Origin of the sequence: Rhizobium leguminosarum, assembly GCF_001679785.1 — a bacterium.
Taxonomy (GTDB): Bacteria; Pseudomonadota; Alphaproteobacteria; order Rhizobiales; family Rhizobiaceae; genus Rhizobium; species Rhizobium leguminosarum_R.
The window spans coordinates 4299086-4314931 of record NZ_CP016286.1 but is presented as its reverse complement, the minus strand read 5'-3'; the positions used below and the strand labels follow the sequence as shown (position 1 = coordinate 4314931).

Genomic DNA, 15846 nt, shown 5'->3' with positions numbered 1-15846 from the left:
GAAACATTCAGCGGGAAAACTCATAAGCCGTTGTCGGAGCGCCAGACCCGGAACGTCGTATGGTCGACTGAGCACATGACCTTTCGGCAAGTGTCCGCTCTGATCGGGGAAATGAGAAGTTTCTCAGCGCGAAAAGATCGCTCGGCTTAGCCAGCAATACGACGACCACACGCGAGCGTTTAGCCCTCGCAGGGATTATCCTACCCTGAAGCGCTGCCAGCGCTGTGCGAAGCTCACGCCACAACAGAAAAGGCCCCCGATGGTGAACTGCGCGGCGACAAACAAGGTGAGACTCGTATTGCCTCACCCAAGAGTGTTCCCGGAGAATAATGCCGTTGCCTCACTCGGATGTTCTCGAATGCCTCACGGGTTGTTACGATCTTGTCCCCGCACCTGGTGCAAGGTGACGGAGGTAGCGAAGCCGCTCGCGAGCGCGCCCTCAATAGCGCTGTAGCGAGCGGGCGGCTTCGCGGGCGTTCATCATGTTTTCCGCGGGTTGTCGAAGGCCAACCTGGCGGTAAGAGCCTCACTGCACGACCTCTACGTTTTGCGTCTGCCGCGCGGCATCGGCGAATGGCCCGAACACCAGCGCATTGGCCTGTGTACTGCGCCAGATCTTCATTCGACGCTGCACGGTCCGAATGAGGCCGTCGGGATACACGCCGGGGTATTTGACCTGCAAGCGTTCAAGCAACTCTCGCGAAGTTCGCCAAGGCTCCGCCTCGAACCAATCCTCGAGTTCGGCAGTGACGGCGAGTAGAGGATCGGGCCTCCGCCGCTCTCGCTTGGCCGCTGGCTTGGAGCGGGCAGTCGGTTTCACTTCACCACCACGCCAAGCAATCCGTAAGCCAGACAGAAAGTCTTCGAGCGGTAATGCCTCGCCGTCGGTGGCAGGCGGACCATCAGGCTTGTCAGCAATTTCGACCAATCTCTCTTGTGCCAGCCGTATGTCGCGGAGCAGCCGAACCGGATCGAGCGTCAGGTACATCGCCTTGAGCCGAAGGCATGTATCCTCCGGCGTGCGTGCGTCGTCAAGCAGCCGCTGATAAGGCGTGGCGGGACGATGATAGCGCTTGATCACCTTGGCTCCGTCACGGTGCTTTTCTTTCAGCTTGAATGATGGCTGAAAGAAATTCACGAACAACCGCATTGAGGAATAAAGCTTGGCCAGCTCCCGGGTGGCTCGCAGCCCCTCGAAGCGTCGGTATCCAACGATCTTGCGCACGATCGCGCCATTCTTCTGCTCGACAAATGCCTGATCATTCTTTCGGTAAGGGCGGCAACGGGTAAGTTCGATATTATCGCGCAAGCAATACTCATGAACACTCTCGTTCATGAACACACTGTCGTTGTCGGTGTCGAAGCCCAGCAGCGGGAACGGCAGCAACTTGCGCAGTTCGGCCAACGCAGTGATCAGTACCGTTTGCTCGCGAACCAGCAGCGGCGCGCATTCCGTCCAGCCCGTGGCTATATCGGTCAACACCAGCGTTTGCGAGAAGGCACCCCTCGCGTACGGGCCGGAATGAAAAACGAGATCAGCCTCGACAAAGCCGGGTGCGGGGTCATCCCAATCCGAGAAGGTTCGAACGGGAACACTACGCCGAATCGCTGTTGATCCTTTCCGGCGCCGCGGACCTGTGGCGCTCGCTTTAATCTCCTTGAGGACCCGATCAATCGTCGCTGGGCTCATCGCCAAGAGTCGCCGGCGCGTCTCGCTATTCATATCGCCATGTCCATGACGTTCCATCGCTTCGATCAGTGTTGGCAACAGGGGGTGTAGTCGCTTGCCGCAAATTCGATCCGACGCCTCCCAAACAACGACGAGCGCCGCCCGCACGTCATCGCCGTAAACCCGGCGCCCTGGCCGAGGACCACCCTTCGCCGGTTCGCGTTCTCCTCGCAGCAGTCGCATCGCATGCTTGCGATGAAAGCCCGTGAGCGCCACGAACTCGTCCAACATCCTCGCCTTCTCGGCCCGCCCGCCTAACACATAGCGACAACTGATCGCCGCCACCAATTCCACACGTGTCGCCATGCTTACCTTCCTCATCAAAGCTCCCGAGGTTGATTCGTCGGGAGCAATTTAGATGAGGCAATAACCCATTCTCAGGGAGCAGTTCAGGCGAGGCAATGCGGCGTCTCATCCTGATCGTCGCGCTATAGTGAACCGAGGGCCGCGCAGTAGGTAGGCGTTAGGCTGGTTCAGAACGCTCCCCACACAGCTTTGTTGCCTACTGCCAAGCCGATGCCTTTAGTCCAGCAGAACTCAAACCCGAACACTTTCACGTATATCACGCGCCGCCGTACCTCAATTTCACACTGCCCCACGATCTTATGCACTTCACACCTCGCCCTAAGAGATTGCGTTACGCGCTTGTTCAGAAGCGCCACTTTGTGCTACACAAGACTGTCACACAAAACAAGGACAAAGTTGTGAAAAACACAATAAAATCAATCTCACTATCGCAAATGAGACCCGTCCTCTTCTGGGCACCATTCCATTCTTGATCGCTACCAAGATCAAGGAGTTAACGCCTTTTCAACTAAAGTTGCGCAGGTGCCTTGCAACAAAGGCCAACTACGATGCGCTCAAAGGCTTGTTCGCTCAATAGCTCGCAAGAACTCTCCGAAATCCTCATTTCCAGACGCTTGTTTCCGTCGCTCTTGATAGCTGACCTGCATTGACTTCCTCACTCCTAAATGTGAACATAAAGCGAACATAATGGAGTCTTGCTGATGATCCGATACGCCCCGTCCGCAGCCAACAAACCCGAGCCTATAAAGGCCCGCGAGGTGTCAGCTGCCAAGCCTGCCAATGAAATGTCGCCCCCGAAGCCGGTCATTGAGGTAGCCGCCGCGGCGCCTGCGGCCGGCCTGCTGCTGCCCAGCTCCGGGGCAGCCGAGCTCGGCTCCGACACTCAACCGAAAACCACCAAGCCAGCACGCCGTGCGGCAACAAAACGTAAGTCCAAGGTCGTCGAGGCAGACGACACTTCCCTCCAGCTTAGTCTAGTTTCCGTCCATAAACGCTGGTTTTCTTGAGCTTGCAGCGCACTTGGGTTCCGCTTGGTGGCCGCTTTGAAGCCATGCGGTGTGGCTCATGGGTGCTAATTGCGGCGGCCAGGATTTCTGGTGGACATGCGCGCATTGGCAACTGCCGGCGTCACGCCGGTCCGGTTTTGGCTGGCGACATGGGATGTCAGGTCGGCCTGAGGCGGGCGAAGAGGGCGAGATTGTATGCGACCACCGAGGACCAGACATAAGCCTTGAAGTGGTCGAGCCCACGCCAGGTGCAGCGCCCCAAGCCGTAGGCGCGTTTGAGGCAGGAGATGCCGGCCTCGATGCCGGCGCGGAAGTTGCGCAGCTTGCGATAGACCCAGCGGCTCTTGACCATGTCTTCGATCCTGAGGCCGCACTTCTTGTGGAAGGCCATGTCGCAGATGCCCCAGGCTTTGGCTCGGCTCAAATTATCGCGGCTGGCATAGCCGCCGTCGGCCGCCGCCTGACGCGGCGCCTCGCCCCAGATGCCGATGTGGCGTTCCAGCATCGGCAGCAAGCGCTCGCTGTCGGCCGGGTTGCCGGTTTCGACGACGAGGTCGAGGATCAGCCCGCTTGTGCCGGTGGTCAAATTGATCTTATGGCCATACTCGACGTCGCGGCTGCCTTTGACGATGATGTCGGCATGCGGCTCGAACAAACTGACCAGCTTGTCGCCAGCCGGCACCGCCTCGCCGGCCAGGACCCGCCGCTCGGTCTGGGCGATGATCCGTTCGATCAGCGGCTTATAGTGGCGGAGTTGGGCCTGCCAGAGTTCGACCGCCGGGCCCGCCGCCAAGGGCAGTTGCGCCGCCGCCTGTTCGAGATAGCTCAAGGTGGTGCGCGTGATCCTGAGCAGCGCGCGATAGTGCTGAACTCGTTTCGGACGACCGCGGGTAAATTGGATCGCCCGGGATCGCTTCTTCGCCGCGCGGCAGTGATCGTGCCATGAGATGGCGCTGCCCAAGGAAGCCGCCTGCTGCAACAGCCGCACCATCACCCGCACGCAGTCCCACAAAAGACTACTGTCGCTCGGTTCGTGCATCAGCGCCGAAGTGACGGTGCTGTCGATGCGCACGACCTTGCCGCGTTCCACCTTGTCCTGCCGGGCGCTCGTCAACAGCACGCGATTGATCGCTTCAAAGGTCCCGGCCCGGATCGCGCTGATCGTCTTGTGCAAGACCGACTTCTTCGGGTTCCACCCCCACGGCAGCCGGGCAAAGGCCCGGAACGAGGCGGAATCTTCCAGATGAAAGGCCAACTCCTCATAACTCAACTGACGGTGTTGTTTGAGCAGGGCGCAACGCAGCACGGCCTCCGCCGGCAGGCCCTCGCGGCCGGTCTCCTTGACGCCGTGGCGGCGCAGGTCCTGCGCTACCAGCCCGAGCAGATCACGATGCTCATCCAGCCATTGCGACATGGCTTTCAGCTCGCGGCCGATCTCGTGTTCGGCGAAAAGATCGAATATATTGGCTTGGACGGTGCGTTCTTGGCGCATTGTCGGCTCCGGCGGTTGCGGGTTTGTCTTTAGAATCAATGGCTTGATCTAAAGTATACCTGAAACCGCCGGGCTTTGCCCGTCGCAATATCGCTATTCCTCCAATAATTTCAGTGGTTTACCGTTTGTGGACGGGCACTAGTCTAGAGGCTTAGACGCAACGACCCGGCCAAGGTATGGCGGCGCGTAGAGAACTCCCACCATAATCTATATAGCACTTCGGAATCCCGAAATTGGTTGGGGGCCTGAAATCATTGGATGTTTCTCGGCGGCGACAGCCCGCGAAAGGCGGCGAATTTCGGGATCCCGAAGCGGGGGAATTTCGGGATTCCGAAGTGGGATTTTTTTCTTCGGGCCGACGCGCCGGGCCTTTGCCCGGGGCAATCGGCCGGCTATCTGACGCTTTCCTGTCAGGATCGGCCGCGTCTGGTCGGATCAATTGCGCCCGCTTGGCGCTCCTCGTAAAACTGGAAGGACGTGCCTTCGGCCAACGTGATTCCCGAACGGCGAGCCTGTTCCATTGCTCAACGCACGGCCTGCGAGACGCGCGGCTGCCCGTTCCGATAGCCCCCGCAAGCCTCGCACAAGAACGAAATCGGATACCGGGGCAAGGATGAACATACGACCGTTCCGCCTGTAAAGAGCCGGGCGGCTCTGAGGGTGGTCGGAAAACCTGACTAGACACTCTGGAGTTCGCTTGGGATGAAAGTCGTAATTCTCGCCGGTGGCCTTGGCTCTCGTCTTGCCGAGGAGACCAGTATCCGACCCAAGCCTCTGGTCGAAATCGGCGGCATGCCGATCCTCTGGCACATCATGAGCATCTATGCTCATCACGGGCTCAATGATTTCATCATCTGCGCCGGCTACAAGGGCTATATGATCAAGGAATATTTCGTAAACCTTGTTCTGCACCACAACGACATCACCGTCGACCTCGCCTCCAACAGCATCAATTATCACGGCGGCAAACGACCGAACTGGCGCGTGACTGTGGTCGATACCGGCATGTATTCGATGACCGGCGGCCGCCTCGGGCGCATTCGCGACCATCTGACACCAGGCGAACCCTTCTGCATGACCTATGGCGACGGTGTCGGCGACATCGACATTGCTGCCGAAGTCGCCTTCCATCGCGATCACGGCCTGAAGGCGACGATGTGCGCGGTAACCCCGCCCGGACGTTACGGCGCCACGAATATCGAAGGCCAGTTCATCACCTCCTTCGTGGAGAAACCGAGAGGCGACGGCCAGCGTATCAATGGCGGCTTCTTCGTGCTCGACCCTTCGGTGGTCGATCTCATCCCAAGCGACGACACGATCTGGGAAGCCGGGCCACTGGAGTGGCTTGCCGCCAACAACCAGCTTGCCGCCTTCAAGCATGACGGCTTCTGGCAACCCATGGATACGTTGCGCGAGCGCACCCATCTGGAAGAACTCTGGAATTCCGGAAAGGCACCGTGGAAGCTATGGGCCTGACAGACTTCTGGAATGGCAGGCGCGTGTTCCTGACGGGACACACTGGGTTCAAGGGATCCTGGCTGTCGTTGTGGCTGGAAAAGCTCGGTGCGGAAGTGGCGGCGGTCTCGCTCGAACCCGAGACCAATCCCTCGCTCTATGGGCGGCTTGCGCCCTGGAACGGACAGGGACACCACATCGCCGACATCCGCGAAGCAGCGACGTTCAAGCAGCATTTCATCGATTTCGAGCCTGAAATCGTCATCCACATGGCAGCGCAGGCGCTGGTGCGGCGCTCCTACGAAAATCCGACCGAAACCTTCGCGACCAATGTGATGGGAACGGCAAACGTGCTTGACGCGGTGCGGGAAACGCCCTCGGTCAAGACGGCTCTCGTCGTCACCTCCGACAAGGTCTATGCCAACAACGGCAGCGGCGTTCCCTTCGTCGAGACGGATATGCTGGGCGGCAAGGACCCCTACTCCAACTCCAAGGCCTGCACCGAACTCGTCGTCCAGAGCTACCGCGACAGCTTCTTCAAGGGGCGCGATATCAGGCTTGCGACGGTACGTGCCGGCAATGTCATTGGCGGCGGCGACTGGTCGAAAGACCGGTTGATTCCGGACTTCATCCGCGCCTTCGAAAGCAGCCAGCCGATCCTGCTGCGCTATCCCGAAGCGATCCGCCCCTGGCAGCATGTGCTGGAGCCGCTCGGCGGCTATCTCGCCTTCGCCGAGGCCTTGACACTTCCCGGCGAGCAGGAGCTGCCCGAAGCACTCAATTTCGGTCCCGATCCGCAGAGCTTCGCGACGGTCTCCGAACTTGCGGAAGCGCTCGGACGCGCTCATCGCGTCGAAGACGTGTGGCGGCTTGCGCCGGGCGAACATCTGCCCGAAGCGCCGGCGCTGACGCTGAGCTCCGCTCTGGCGCTCGACACGATCGGCTGGCGTCCGCGCCTCAGCCTGCAGCAAACAATCGACTGGACAGCCGCATGGTACAAGGCCAATCGCGAGGGAGTCGACATGCGCGACTTCTCGCTCGGGCAGATCGCGGCTTATGAGGAAACAGTATCATGACAGCGCATAATTGCCGGTTCTGCAACGCTCCGCTGAAGCATCGTTTCGTCGATCTGGGCTCGACGCCGCTCGCCAATGCCTATCTGACGGAAGAGCAGCTCGGGCAGCCGGAGCCCTCCTATCCGCTGCGCGCCTTCGTCTGCTCGGAATGCTGGCTGGTGCAGGCCGATGCCTTTGTCCCGCCGGAGGATATCTTCAGCCACTATGCCTATTTCTCCTCCTACAGCGACGGCTGGGTGGAGCATGCCCGCCAGTTTACCATCATGGCGCGCAAGCGCTTCGGCCTCGACGCCACATCACAGGTCATCGAAGTGGCGAGCAATGACGGTTATCTGCTGAAGCATTTCGTCGAAGCCGGCGTGCCGGTACTCGGCATCGAGCCGGCCGAGAACGTCGCGGAAGTGGCGCGGCAGATCGGCGTTCCCACGGAAGCGCGCTTCTTCGGCAAGGAAACCGCTGCCGATCTCGTCTCCCGCGGCCTTGCCGCCGACATTGTCATCGGCAACAACGTGCTGGCGCACGTGCCTGACATCAACGATTTCGTCGGCGGGCTTTCGGCCGTGCTGAAGCCGGACGGCGTCGTCAGCGTCGAATTCCCGCATCTGCTGCGGCTGATGGAAAATATCCAGTTCGACACCGTCTACCACGAGCATTTCTACTATCTGTCGTTGCTCGCCGTCGAAAAGGTGTTCGCGGCGCACGGCCTCGAGGTCTTCGACGTGGAAGAATTGCTGACCCATGGCGGGAGTCTCCGCGTGCTTGCCTGCCGCGCAACGTCCATGATTCACGCAATCGGCCATGGCCTTGCCAAGGTGCGCACTGAGGAGGCCGCCGCCGGCTTCGACAGGGTCGAGACCTATGAGGCTTTCCAGAGCCGCGTGGCGCCGATCAAGGATGGGCTGCTCGCCTTCCTCGAACAAGCCAAACGCAGCGGCAAGAAGGTCGCCGCCTATGGCGCTGCCGCCAAGGGCAACACGCTGCTGAATTTCTGCGGCGTCGGCACGGATCTCATCGAATATGTCGTCGACCGCAATCCGCACAAGCAGGGGCATTTCCTGCCGGGCAGCAAGCTGCCGATCTACGCGCCGGAGAAGATGGACGAGACTCAGCCGGATTACGTGCTCATCCTGCCCTGGAATATCAAGAACGAGGTCGTTGCGGCCAACAGCAGGATCGGCGCCTGGGGTGGACGCTTCGCCGTTGCCGTGCCGGAACTGACGGTGCTCGGATGAAATTCCTTCCGACCGCGGTTTCGGGTGCCTTTGTCGTGGAAGTCGACGCACGCTCCGACGACCGGGGAATGTTCGCACGAACCTTCGACGCGCAGACCTTTGCGGCGCAAGGTCTCGTGCCCGTCTACCCGCAGTGCAATGTCTCGCAGAACCACAAGCGCGGGACGCTGCGCGGCATGCACTACCAAGCCCAACCGCGGCCGGAGATCAAGCTGGTGCGCGCCACGCGCGGCAGGGTCTTCGACGTGGCGCTCGATCTGAGGCCGGATTCGCCGAGCTATCTCAAATGGGCCTCCGTCGAGCTCGATGCTATCAGTCACAACGCCTTCTACATACCTGCCGGATGCGCACACGGCTTCCTGACGCTCGAGGATGATTGCGAACTCTTCTACCAGATGTCGGAAACCTACGTGCCAGAGCTTGCCCGCGGCGTTCGCTGGGACGATCCCGCCTTTTCCATCGCCTGGCCGTTCACGCCGAGCATCATCAGCGAGCGCGACGCCGCGCTTGACAGCTACGGCCAGGAGACAAGCCTTTGAGCGGTATCAAACTCAGCATCTGCATCCCGACCTATAACCGCGAAGCCTATCTCAGAAACGCGCTGACCTACTGCGAGAACGATTACAAGTTCGACTTTCCCTTCGAAATCGTCATCTGCGACAATGCCTCCACGGACGGCACGCAGCAGGTGGTCGAGGAATTCATCGCCCGCGGGCTGCCGATCCGCTACTACAAGCGTGAAACCAATGCTGGCGCCGCGGCAAACGTCACGAGCGCTCTGCGCCTCGGCAAGGGCGAATACCTCATCTATCTCGCCGACGATGACATCCTGATCGTCAATTCGGCGATCGCCCGCGACCGCCCGCAAGAAGGCACCAACGACGTCATGACGAGCTGGGACCGCTATCGCGGCGGGCTTGAGTATTTTCTCTATACGGGCGTCAGGCGCGGGGGGCGCTGCCACTCACGCCCGAGACGCGTCTCAAATATGACGAGATGTGCAAGGCCTTCACGCTCAATCGCATGGCGGTCGCCTTCCGCTTCTGGGCGGAGCGCAAGAACTTCATCAAGGCCTATGAACTCTATACCCGCATCATGTGGGGCGGGATGCTCGACCACCCGGAAATTCGCAGTTTCCGTGAAAGGCTGCCCCTGATGGTCGCCATCCAGACGCTGGTGAGCGAAGTGAATTCGGCAATCGGCATCGATACGCTGCTGCTCGGCGGTTTCCCGGAAATTACCGCGCTCGAAGGCCTGATACGCGAACTCGGCCTCAACGAAAAGGTGAAGGTGACGGTGAAACTCAGCGACAGTCCGCTGGAAAGCACCGCCGTCTTCATCAGTGCCGATAGCGACCGGGAGTATTTCGTAGCACTCGGCTACCTGCCCAATCTCGTGTTCCACCAGCACGATGTCGCCCGGCACATCATCATGTGAGCCTCGCGCCAGCTTCAAAAACTAGCGTCGTGGCGGGCGCCTGCGTCTTGATTTCAATTCAACAGAAATTAGCGGCATGACAAACAGGATCTTCTACACCAAGCCTTCGATCACCCAGCTCGAAACGGATTATGCGGCCGATGCCGCCGCCACCGGCTGGGGCGCGCGCTGCTACGATTATCTCAACCGTTTCGAACGTGACTTCAAATCCTATCTCGGCAGCGGCTTTGCGATCGCGACCTCGAGCTGCACCGGCGCCATGCACATGGGGCTTGCAGCGCTCGGCGTCGGCGCCGGCGATGAAGTGATCCTCGCCGATACGAACTGGGTCGCCACCGTCTCGCCGATCGTCCACCTCGGCGCAAGACCCGTTTTTGTCGACGTGCTTGCCGACACGTGGTGCATTGATCCCGAGGAGGTCGAGCGCCATATCACGCCGAAGACCAAGGCCATTATCGCCACGCATCTCTACGGCAACCTCTGCGACATGGACGCGCTGCTGGAAATCGGCAAGAGGACGGGCATTCCGGTGATCGAAGATGCGGCTGAAGCGGTCGGCTCCGTCTGGCACGGCCGCCGCGCCGGCTCGATGGGCGCATTCGGCACCTTCTCCTTCCACGGCACCAAGACGCTGACGACAGGCGAAGGCGGCATGTTCGTCACCAATGACGCCGCGCTTTACGAAAAGGTGTTGACGCTCAGCAATCACGGCCGGGCTCGCGGACAGACGAAGCAGTTCTGGCCGGATGCGATCGGCTTCAAATACAAGATGTCCAACATCCAGGCGGCCATCGGATGCGCCCAACTCGAGCGCATCGACGAACTCGTCAACCGCAAGCGCGAAATTCTGGCCTCCTACATGATCCGGCTTTCAGCCCTGCCGGGCATCACGATGAACCCGGAATACACCGGCACGATCAACGGCGCTTGGATGCCAACCGCGGTCTTTCATCCGTCGACGGGCATTACCCGCGAGATGATGCAGCAAACCTTCGAGACCGCCAATATTGACGCGCGCGTCTTCTTCTATCCCCTCTCCAGCCTCTCCATGTTCAAAGATCGGCACGAGAACGTGAACGCCTGGAGCATTCCGGGCCGCGCGATCAACCTGCCGAGCTATCACGACATGAGCGAAGCCGATATCGACCGGGTAGCGGCAACGCTGCTCGATATGGCGGCCGGGCGGATCTATCATAACAGCACGGCATTGCGGCAGTCGGTCTAAGACAGCCCTACAGCGAAGGACAAAGAACAGTCATGACCACGAAGGACGATCGTCTCGAATTCGAAGCCCACAAGCGGGAGATGTCACTTGCACTCGGCAAGGACGAGGCAAGTTTCCAACAATCGCTAAACACGCTGATCGGGCTCGACAAGTTCGACTATTTCTATCTCTGGTCATGGATGGGCGTGCCGATCATCCAGCTTCCGGTCGATATCCTGGCGACCCAGGAAGTCATCTGGGCGACCAAGCCCGATGTCATCATCGAAACCGGCATTGCGCGCGGCGGCTCGCTGATCTTCATGGCGTCGATCCTCGCCGCCATGGGCAACGACAAGGCCAAGGTCGTCGGCGTCGACATCGACATCCGAGCCCATAATCGCGAGTCGATCGAATCCCATCCGATGTCGAACAGGATCAAGATGATTCAGGGCGGTTCCGTCGACGACGACGTGCTCGCCGCCGTGAAAGCCGAGATCCCGCCAGGCGCCCGCGTGATGGTGGTGCTCGACAGCGACCATTCCTACGAGCATGTTCTGGCGGAATGCCGCGCCTACGGTCCGCTGGTGACGGAAGGCTGCTACCTCGTCGTCGCCGACACGCTCATCGGCCACCTGACCGAGGAACAGGCCTTCACAAAGCGCTCCAAGGTCTGGCTGCGCGGCAACGAGCCGCTGAAGGCAGTCACCGATTATCTGGCGGAAACCGACCGCTTTGAGGTCGATCCGGTTCTGAACGGCAAGCTCGTGCTGTCTTCCTCGCCGGGCGGCTACTGCGTCTGCCGAAAGGCGTGAGCGGACCTAAAGCGCGTCGCGATCTTTCAGATTCGCTCCTCGCGCTTTAGGTCCTTGTTTTTACGTATGTCGTTATCGCAAAACCGCTGCACACTTTTGCGCGACATGCTCTAGGGATAGTCGTTCATGGCGCAGGTCGATATCGTCAGCCTCAAGGACAATGCGGATCCGGCCAGGCGGCTCCGACTTCCGATCAGGGACGATAACGGCAGGCATGTGGGCGACCTGCAATGCATCGACAGGTCGATGCTCGACGAGCCCGGCCTGATCGACGATCTGACGACGTGGCGCAACCAGTCGATGCCGTTTTTCCTCAGCCAGTTTAACGCGACGGAGGAACGCACGCGGCGCTGGCTCGAAACCATCTCGCTGCCCGCCGCCGACCGAATCCTATTCGTCATTTGCGATCCCGGCGGAAACCGGTTCGGTAATTTCGGCATCTGCAACATTCAGCCCGGCTCGGCCGAATTCGACAACGTCATCCGCGGCAGGGCGAGCGATACTCGTAACCTGATGTTTCAATGCGGCATTGTATTGCTGGAGTGGATGTTTTCCGGACTTGGGGTCGAAACGGCCGAACTGCACGTGTTCTCCCACAATGAAAAAGCGATCGGCCTTTACAAGCGGCTGGGCTTTGCAGCGGCCGAAAGCCTGCCGCTGCGGCGCGCGGAGGAAGAAGGCATGGTCAAATATTCGATCGTCGATCGATCGGAAGCAAATGCCGGCTTCGACTATCTGAGGATGGAGCTCCCTATCGAGCGTTTCCGGCAGGCGCATCCAGCTGCTTTGCTGACTGCCTGAAGCTCCTCACCGCACCGGCTGATAGTGGCCGCGGAGCGGAACTTTGCCACCCGTGGTAACGAAGCCGTCGCGTTCGCAAACATACATCAGCGTCGGCATGCCGCCCGAGCGGAAGATCTCGTCGTAACGGCGGCGGACCTGGACGGTTTCGGTGCGGCAATTGTAGGATTCCTCTTCCTTCTTGTCCGGCTGCGCCTTGACGCCGGGAAGACCCTTGTAGGGATAGAGGGGTTGAACGCGCGAATCGACGGATTTCGTCCAGTCGACGGCAAGGGCGGACGCCGGGGCGAGGCCAGGCACGGCAGCGAGCGATATCACAAGCATCATCATTAGCCGCATGGGAACTCTCCTGCCGGCTAGAGCGGTTCAGCTTTTCACGGAAACGCAGAACCGCTCTAACTTTTTGTTTTACACAATTCCGGACGGAAAACCGCTTCGCACTTTTCCTGGAATTGCTCTATAGGCCGCTTCCCCGATGTAGGAAAACCGACGACCGTCATCAAGCGGCCGCAGCGGGCGACTTCCTGAAATAACTTCTGATGACGGGATGGCCGAAGAGGCCGGCGAGGATCGCAAAGCCCGCGCCGACGACGAAACCGGCGAGAAAACCGCCGATGACGCCGGCGACCAATAGAATCGTCTTTCCGGGACCGTCGGCCTTGACCGGCGGCTCGGCCGGCGAGATGACGCGAATGTTACTCTGGTTGAGGTTCTGTTCCTCACTCGTCTGGCTGGAGCGCTTCAGCACCGTCTCGTAAATATTGCGCGCCGCGGTCGCCTTGCGCTGCAATTCGTTCAATTCCACCTGCTTGTCCGACGAACTCGCGTGCAGCGCCTTCTGCACGGCAAGCTCCTTGGCGATGCTGTCCTCGGCGGCCTTGGCCTGCTCGTATTCGCCCCTTGCCGAGGTGGCGAGACGCTGCAATTCGCCCCTGATTTCGACTGATATGCTCTGCAGCGACGAGCGGGCCGCCTGCAGGCGCGGATGACGCGTGCCCATCTGGCTTTCGAGGCTGCCGACGGCGGCGGCCTGGGTGGCATATTGCTGACGCAGGCTGACGAGCGGCGAGGTGACGCCGCCCTCTGCCTGGTTGCCGGCGACGATGTCCTCGACGCGGAGATTGGCGACAGCATCGGCGCGCGCCTTCGCCTGGATGGTCTTTTCCTGCGCCGTCACTAGCATCGTGTTCAGCGAAACGAGCCGCTGATCGGAAATCAGATTGCCCTCGGTCGCGGCCATGTCGTTGTCGGCGCGGAAGGTTTCGACAGCCTGCTCGGCCTCCAGCACGTTCTGGCGCAGGTCGTTGAGGCGTCCGTCGAGCGTCGAGGAGGTGTTTTCGTAAATGCCGTTCGAGGCGCTGTTCTCTTCCTCGGTGAAGGAGGTGACGACCTGGTTGGCAAGCCTTGCGGATTTTTCGGGATCGTTGGTCGTGGCGGCAAGCGAGACGACATAGGTGCTGGCCTCACGGGTGATGACCAGCGCCTTCTGCAGAGTGCCGATCACGGCGGCGCCATCCGTCCGGCCGCCGGTGAATTCGGGGTCCTGGTCAAGCTTCATGGCTTCGGCGACGCGGCGCAGCACATTGCCCGAGGTGAGGATCTGCACCTGGCTATCGATCAGCGCCGAGATCATTTCCGGCGAGGGACCCGACGATTGCGCGCCCGCATCCGCAAGGCCGATCTGGCGCGGATCGAAATAGAGGCTGCTTACGGCCGTGAATTTCTGGGCGATGAGCGGCGCCACCGCCCCGCCGGCGAGGGCTCCGAGAAGCGCCAGCCCAAACACGATCAGCCGCCGGCTCCAGATCGCGGCGATACTCGAGCGGAGGTCGAGAAGCGGTGCGGCAGGCGCGGGCTCTGCATTCGGCGGCGCGTCCACGACAGGCTGTCTCGGAGGAGGAGGAGGCGCCGGGCGCTCATATTGGCGGGTTTCCGCAATACTTGCCGGCGGCACGAAGGGGGGCGAAGCGGGTTCGGGTGAAGGCCGGGCGAAATCATCCGGGCGGATGACCGGGCTGCGCATGCGTACGCCTTCCGGCGCAGTCTGAGATGGCTCAAAACTGCGCCAGCCAGGGAGCCGGCTTACCCTGTTCCTGTCATACTGGTTCATACGCGCACTCGTGTCCTGCCCAGCGTGAAAGACTGAAGCCGAGGTGCTGAGACTTTAGAAATTCTTAGCTAACGGACCGTTAAAATAACCGGAGCGGCGCGATGTTGCGATTTGCCGCGATAGCGAGGATGGCCATGAAGACGACACGACATCTGACAGCGCTGCTGCTTGCAGCCGCTCTGATCCCGTCGCCGGCCCTTGCGGCTGAGGCCGCCTGCTACCGCGGCGTCAATTTGTCCGGCGGCGAATATGGCGAGCGCGGCGGCATCTACGGCACCAACTACACCTATCCGAGCGAAGACACGATCAGCTATTTCGCCGAAAAAGGCATGACGATCATCCGGCTGCCCTTCCGCTGGGAACGGCTGCAGCCCGCACTTGGCGGGCGGCTCGACGAGGATGAGCTCAAGCGGATCAAAGATACGATCGGCCTGATCCGCAAGCACGGCATGGCGGTTCTGCTCGACCCGCATAATTTCGGCTATTACGACAAGACCCAGGTCGGCACGGCGCCGGCGACGGATGCCGCCTTCGGGGATTTCTGGGCAAGGCTCGCCGTCGAATTCGCCAATCACGACGGCGTTCTCTTCGGCCTGATGAACGAACCGCACGACATCAAGGCGACGGACTGGCTGGATGCGGCCAATGCCGCGATCCGCAGCATCCGCGCCGTCGGCGCGCGCAACCTCATCCTGGTGCCAGGCACGGCATGGAGCGGTGCGGGCAGCTGGGAAAAGGACGTGATCGGCGGCGCCAACGGCACGGTGATGCTCGGCGTGCGAGACCCGCTCGACTTCTACGCCTATGAGGTCCACCAGTATCTCGACGCCGACTCCTCCGGAACCCATCCGACCTGCGAAGGTGCCGGCGCCGCGGTCGCGGCGATCAACGGCGTTACCGCCTGGCTGAAGCAGAACCACAAGCGCGGCTTTCTCGGCGAATTCGGCGCCTCCGCCGACAAGGACTGCATGAGCGGGCTGACCGAAATCTATGCCACCATGTCTGATAATAGCGACGTCTGGCTCGGCTGGTCCTATTGGGCGGCCGGCGATTGGTGGCCGGCGAACGAGCCGTTCAACGTCCAGCCGCGCAAGGGTCCCGAGCGGCCGCAGATGCGGCTTCTTGCCGAGGTGGCAAAAGCCGGTGCCGGCACTTGCTCCGCCGTCAAGCCCGCGGGGAAATGAG

Annotated in this window: 13 protein-coding genes and 1 pseudogene; 10 read left to right on the top strand and 4 right to left on the bottom strand. The window is 60.8% G+C overall.

From position 1 onward, the window contains the following. Positions 1–526: 526 nt before the first annotated feature. On the bottom strand, positions 527–2050 hold the full coding sequence (locus BA011_RS20940) for an ISNCY family transposase (RefSeq protein WP_065281851.1): 1524 nt from the start codon (positions 2048–2050) through the stop codon (positions 527–529). A gap of 686 nt (positions 2051–2736) precedes the next feature. Between BA011_RS20940 and BA011_RS20935 the strand changes: the two genes are divergently transcribed. After that, positions 2737–3042, top strand: coding sequence for a poly(hydroxyalkanoate) granule-associated protein (locus BA011_RS20935; protein ID WP_065281850.1), 306 nt, complete (start codon positions 2737–2739; stop codon positions 3040–3042). 157 nt (positions 3043–3199) lie between these two features. On the opposite strand, the gene BA011_RS20930 is transcribed toward BA011_RS20935, so the two are convergent. Then, positions 3200–4534, bottom strand: coding sequence for an ISNCY family transposase (locus tag BA011_RS20930; protein WP_065279157.1), 1335 nt, complete (start codon positions 4532–4534; stop codon positions 3200–3202). 702 nt (positions 4535–5236) lie between these two features. Between BA011_RS20930 and rfbF the strand changes: the two genes are divergently transcribed. From rfbF to BA011_RS20885, 8 genes and pseudogenes are all read left to right on the top strand, one after another. Then, positions 5237–6010 (top strand): glucose-1-phosphate cytidylyltransferase, encoded by a 774-nt coding sequence (rfbF, locus tag BA011_RS20920; RefSeq protein ID WP_065281848.1) that lies wholly within the window; start codon positions 5237–5239, stop codon positions 6008–6010. Beyond that, positions 6001–7065 carry a CDP-glucose 4,6-dehydratase gene (gene rfbG, locus BA011_RS20915; RefSeq protein WP_065281847.1) on the top strand — a complete coding sequence of 355 codons (1065 nt, stop codon included), beginning with the start codon at positions 6001–6003 and terminating at the stop codon, positions 7063–7065. Before rfbF ends, rfbG begins: the two co-directional genes overlap by 10 nt. After that, positions 7062–8297 carry a class I SAM-dependent methyltransferase gene (locus BA011_RS20910; protein WP_065281846.1) on the top strand — a complete coding sequence of 412 codons (1236 nt, stop codon included), beginning with the start codon at positions 7062–7064 and terminating at the stop codon, positions 8295–8297. The genes rfbG and BA011_RS20910 overlap by 4 nt, the downstream gene beginning before the upstream one ends. Then, positions 8294–8836: a dTDP-4-dehydrorhamnose 3,5-epimerase gene (gene rfbC, locus BA011_RS20905; protein ID WP_065281845.1), complete on the top strand. Its 543-nt coding sequence runs from the start codon at positions 8294–8296 to the stop codon at positions 8834–8836. The genes BA011_RS20910 and rfbC overlap by 4 nt, the downstream gene beginning before the upstream one ends. Continuing rightward, positions 8833–9734 (top strand): annotated as a pseudogene (locus BA011_RS20900) (glycosyltransferase family 2 protein). Before rfbC ends, BA011_RS20900 begins: the two are co-directional and overlap by 4 nt. A 76-nt stretch (positions 9735–9810) precedes the next feature. Next, positions 9811–10959, top strand: coding sequence for a DegT/DnrJ/EryC1/StrS family aminotransferase (locus tag BA011_RS20895; RefSeq protein WP_065281844.1), 1149 nt, complete (start codon positions 9811–9813; stop codon positions 10957–10959). A gap of 32 nt (positions 10960–10991) precedes the next feature. Continuing rightward, complete coding sequence (locus tag BA011_RS20890; protein ID WP_065281843.1) at positions 10992–11750, top strand: cephalosporin hydroxylase family protein; 759 nt, start codon at positions 10992–10994, stop codon at positions 11748–11750. Positions 11751–11876: 126 nt separating this feature from the next. Continuing rightward, positions 11877–12551 carry a GNAT family N-acetyltransferase gene (locus BA011_RS20885; RefSeq protein WP_065281842.1) on the top strand — a complete coding sequence of 225 codons (675 nt, stop codon included), beginning with the start codon at positions 11877–11879 and terminating at the stop codon, positions 12549–12551. A gap of 6 nt (positions 12552–12557) precedes the next feature. Here BA011_RS20885 and BA011_RS20880 read toward each other — a convergent pair whose 3' ends face one another. Together BA011_RS20880 and BA011_RS20875 are read right to left on the bottom strand one after the other, a co-directional pair. Next, positions 12558–12890: a hypothetical protein gene (locus tag BA011_RS20880; protein WP_065281841.1), complete on the bottom strand. Its 333-nt coding sequence runs from the start codon at positions 12888–12890 to the stop codon at positions 12558–12560. 160 nt (positions 12891–13050) lie between these two features. After that, the gene (locus BA011_RS20875; protein ID WP_065281840.1) at positions 13051–14661 is read right to left on the bottom strand and encodes a GumC family protein; all 1611 of its coding nucleotides are present in this window, start codon (positions 14659–14661) and stop codon (positions 13051–13053) included. Positions 14662–14795: 134 nt separating this feature from the next. Here BA011_RS20875 and BA011_RS20870 point away from each other — a divergent pair, with 134 nt between their 5' ends. Then, complete coding sequence (locus BA011_RS20870; protein WP_065281839.1) at positions 14796–15845, top strand: glycoside hydrolase family 5 protein; 1050 nt, start codon at positions 14796–14798, stop codon at positions 15843–15845. Position 15846: the final 1 nt, after the last annotated feature.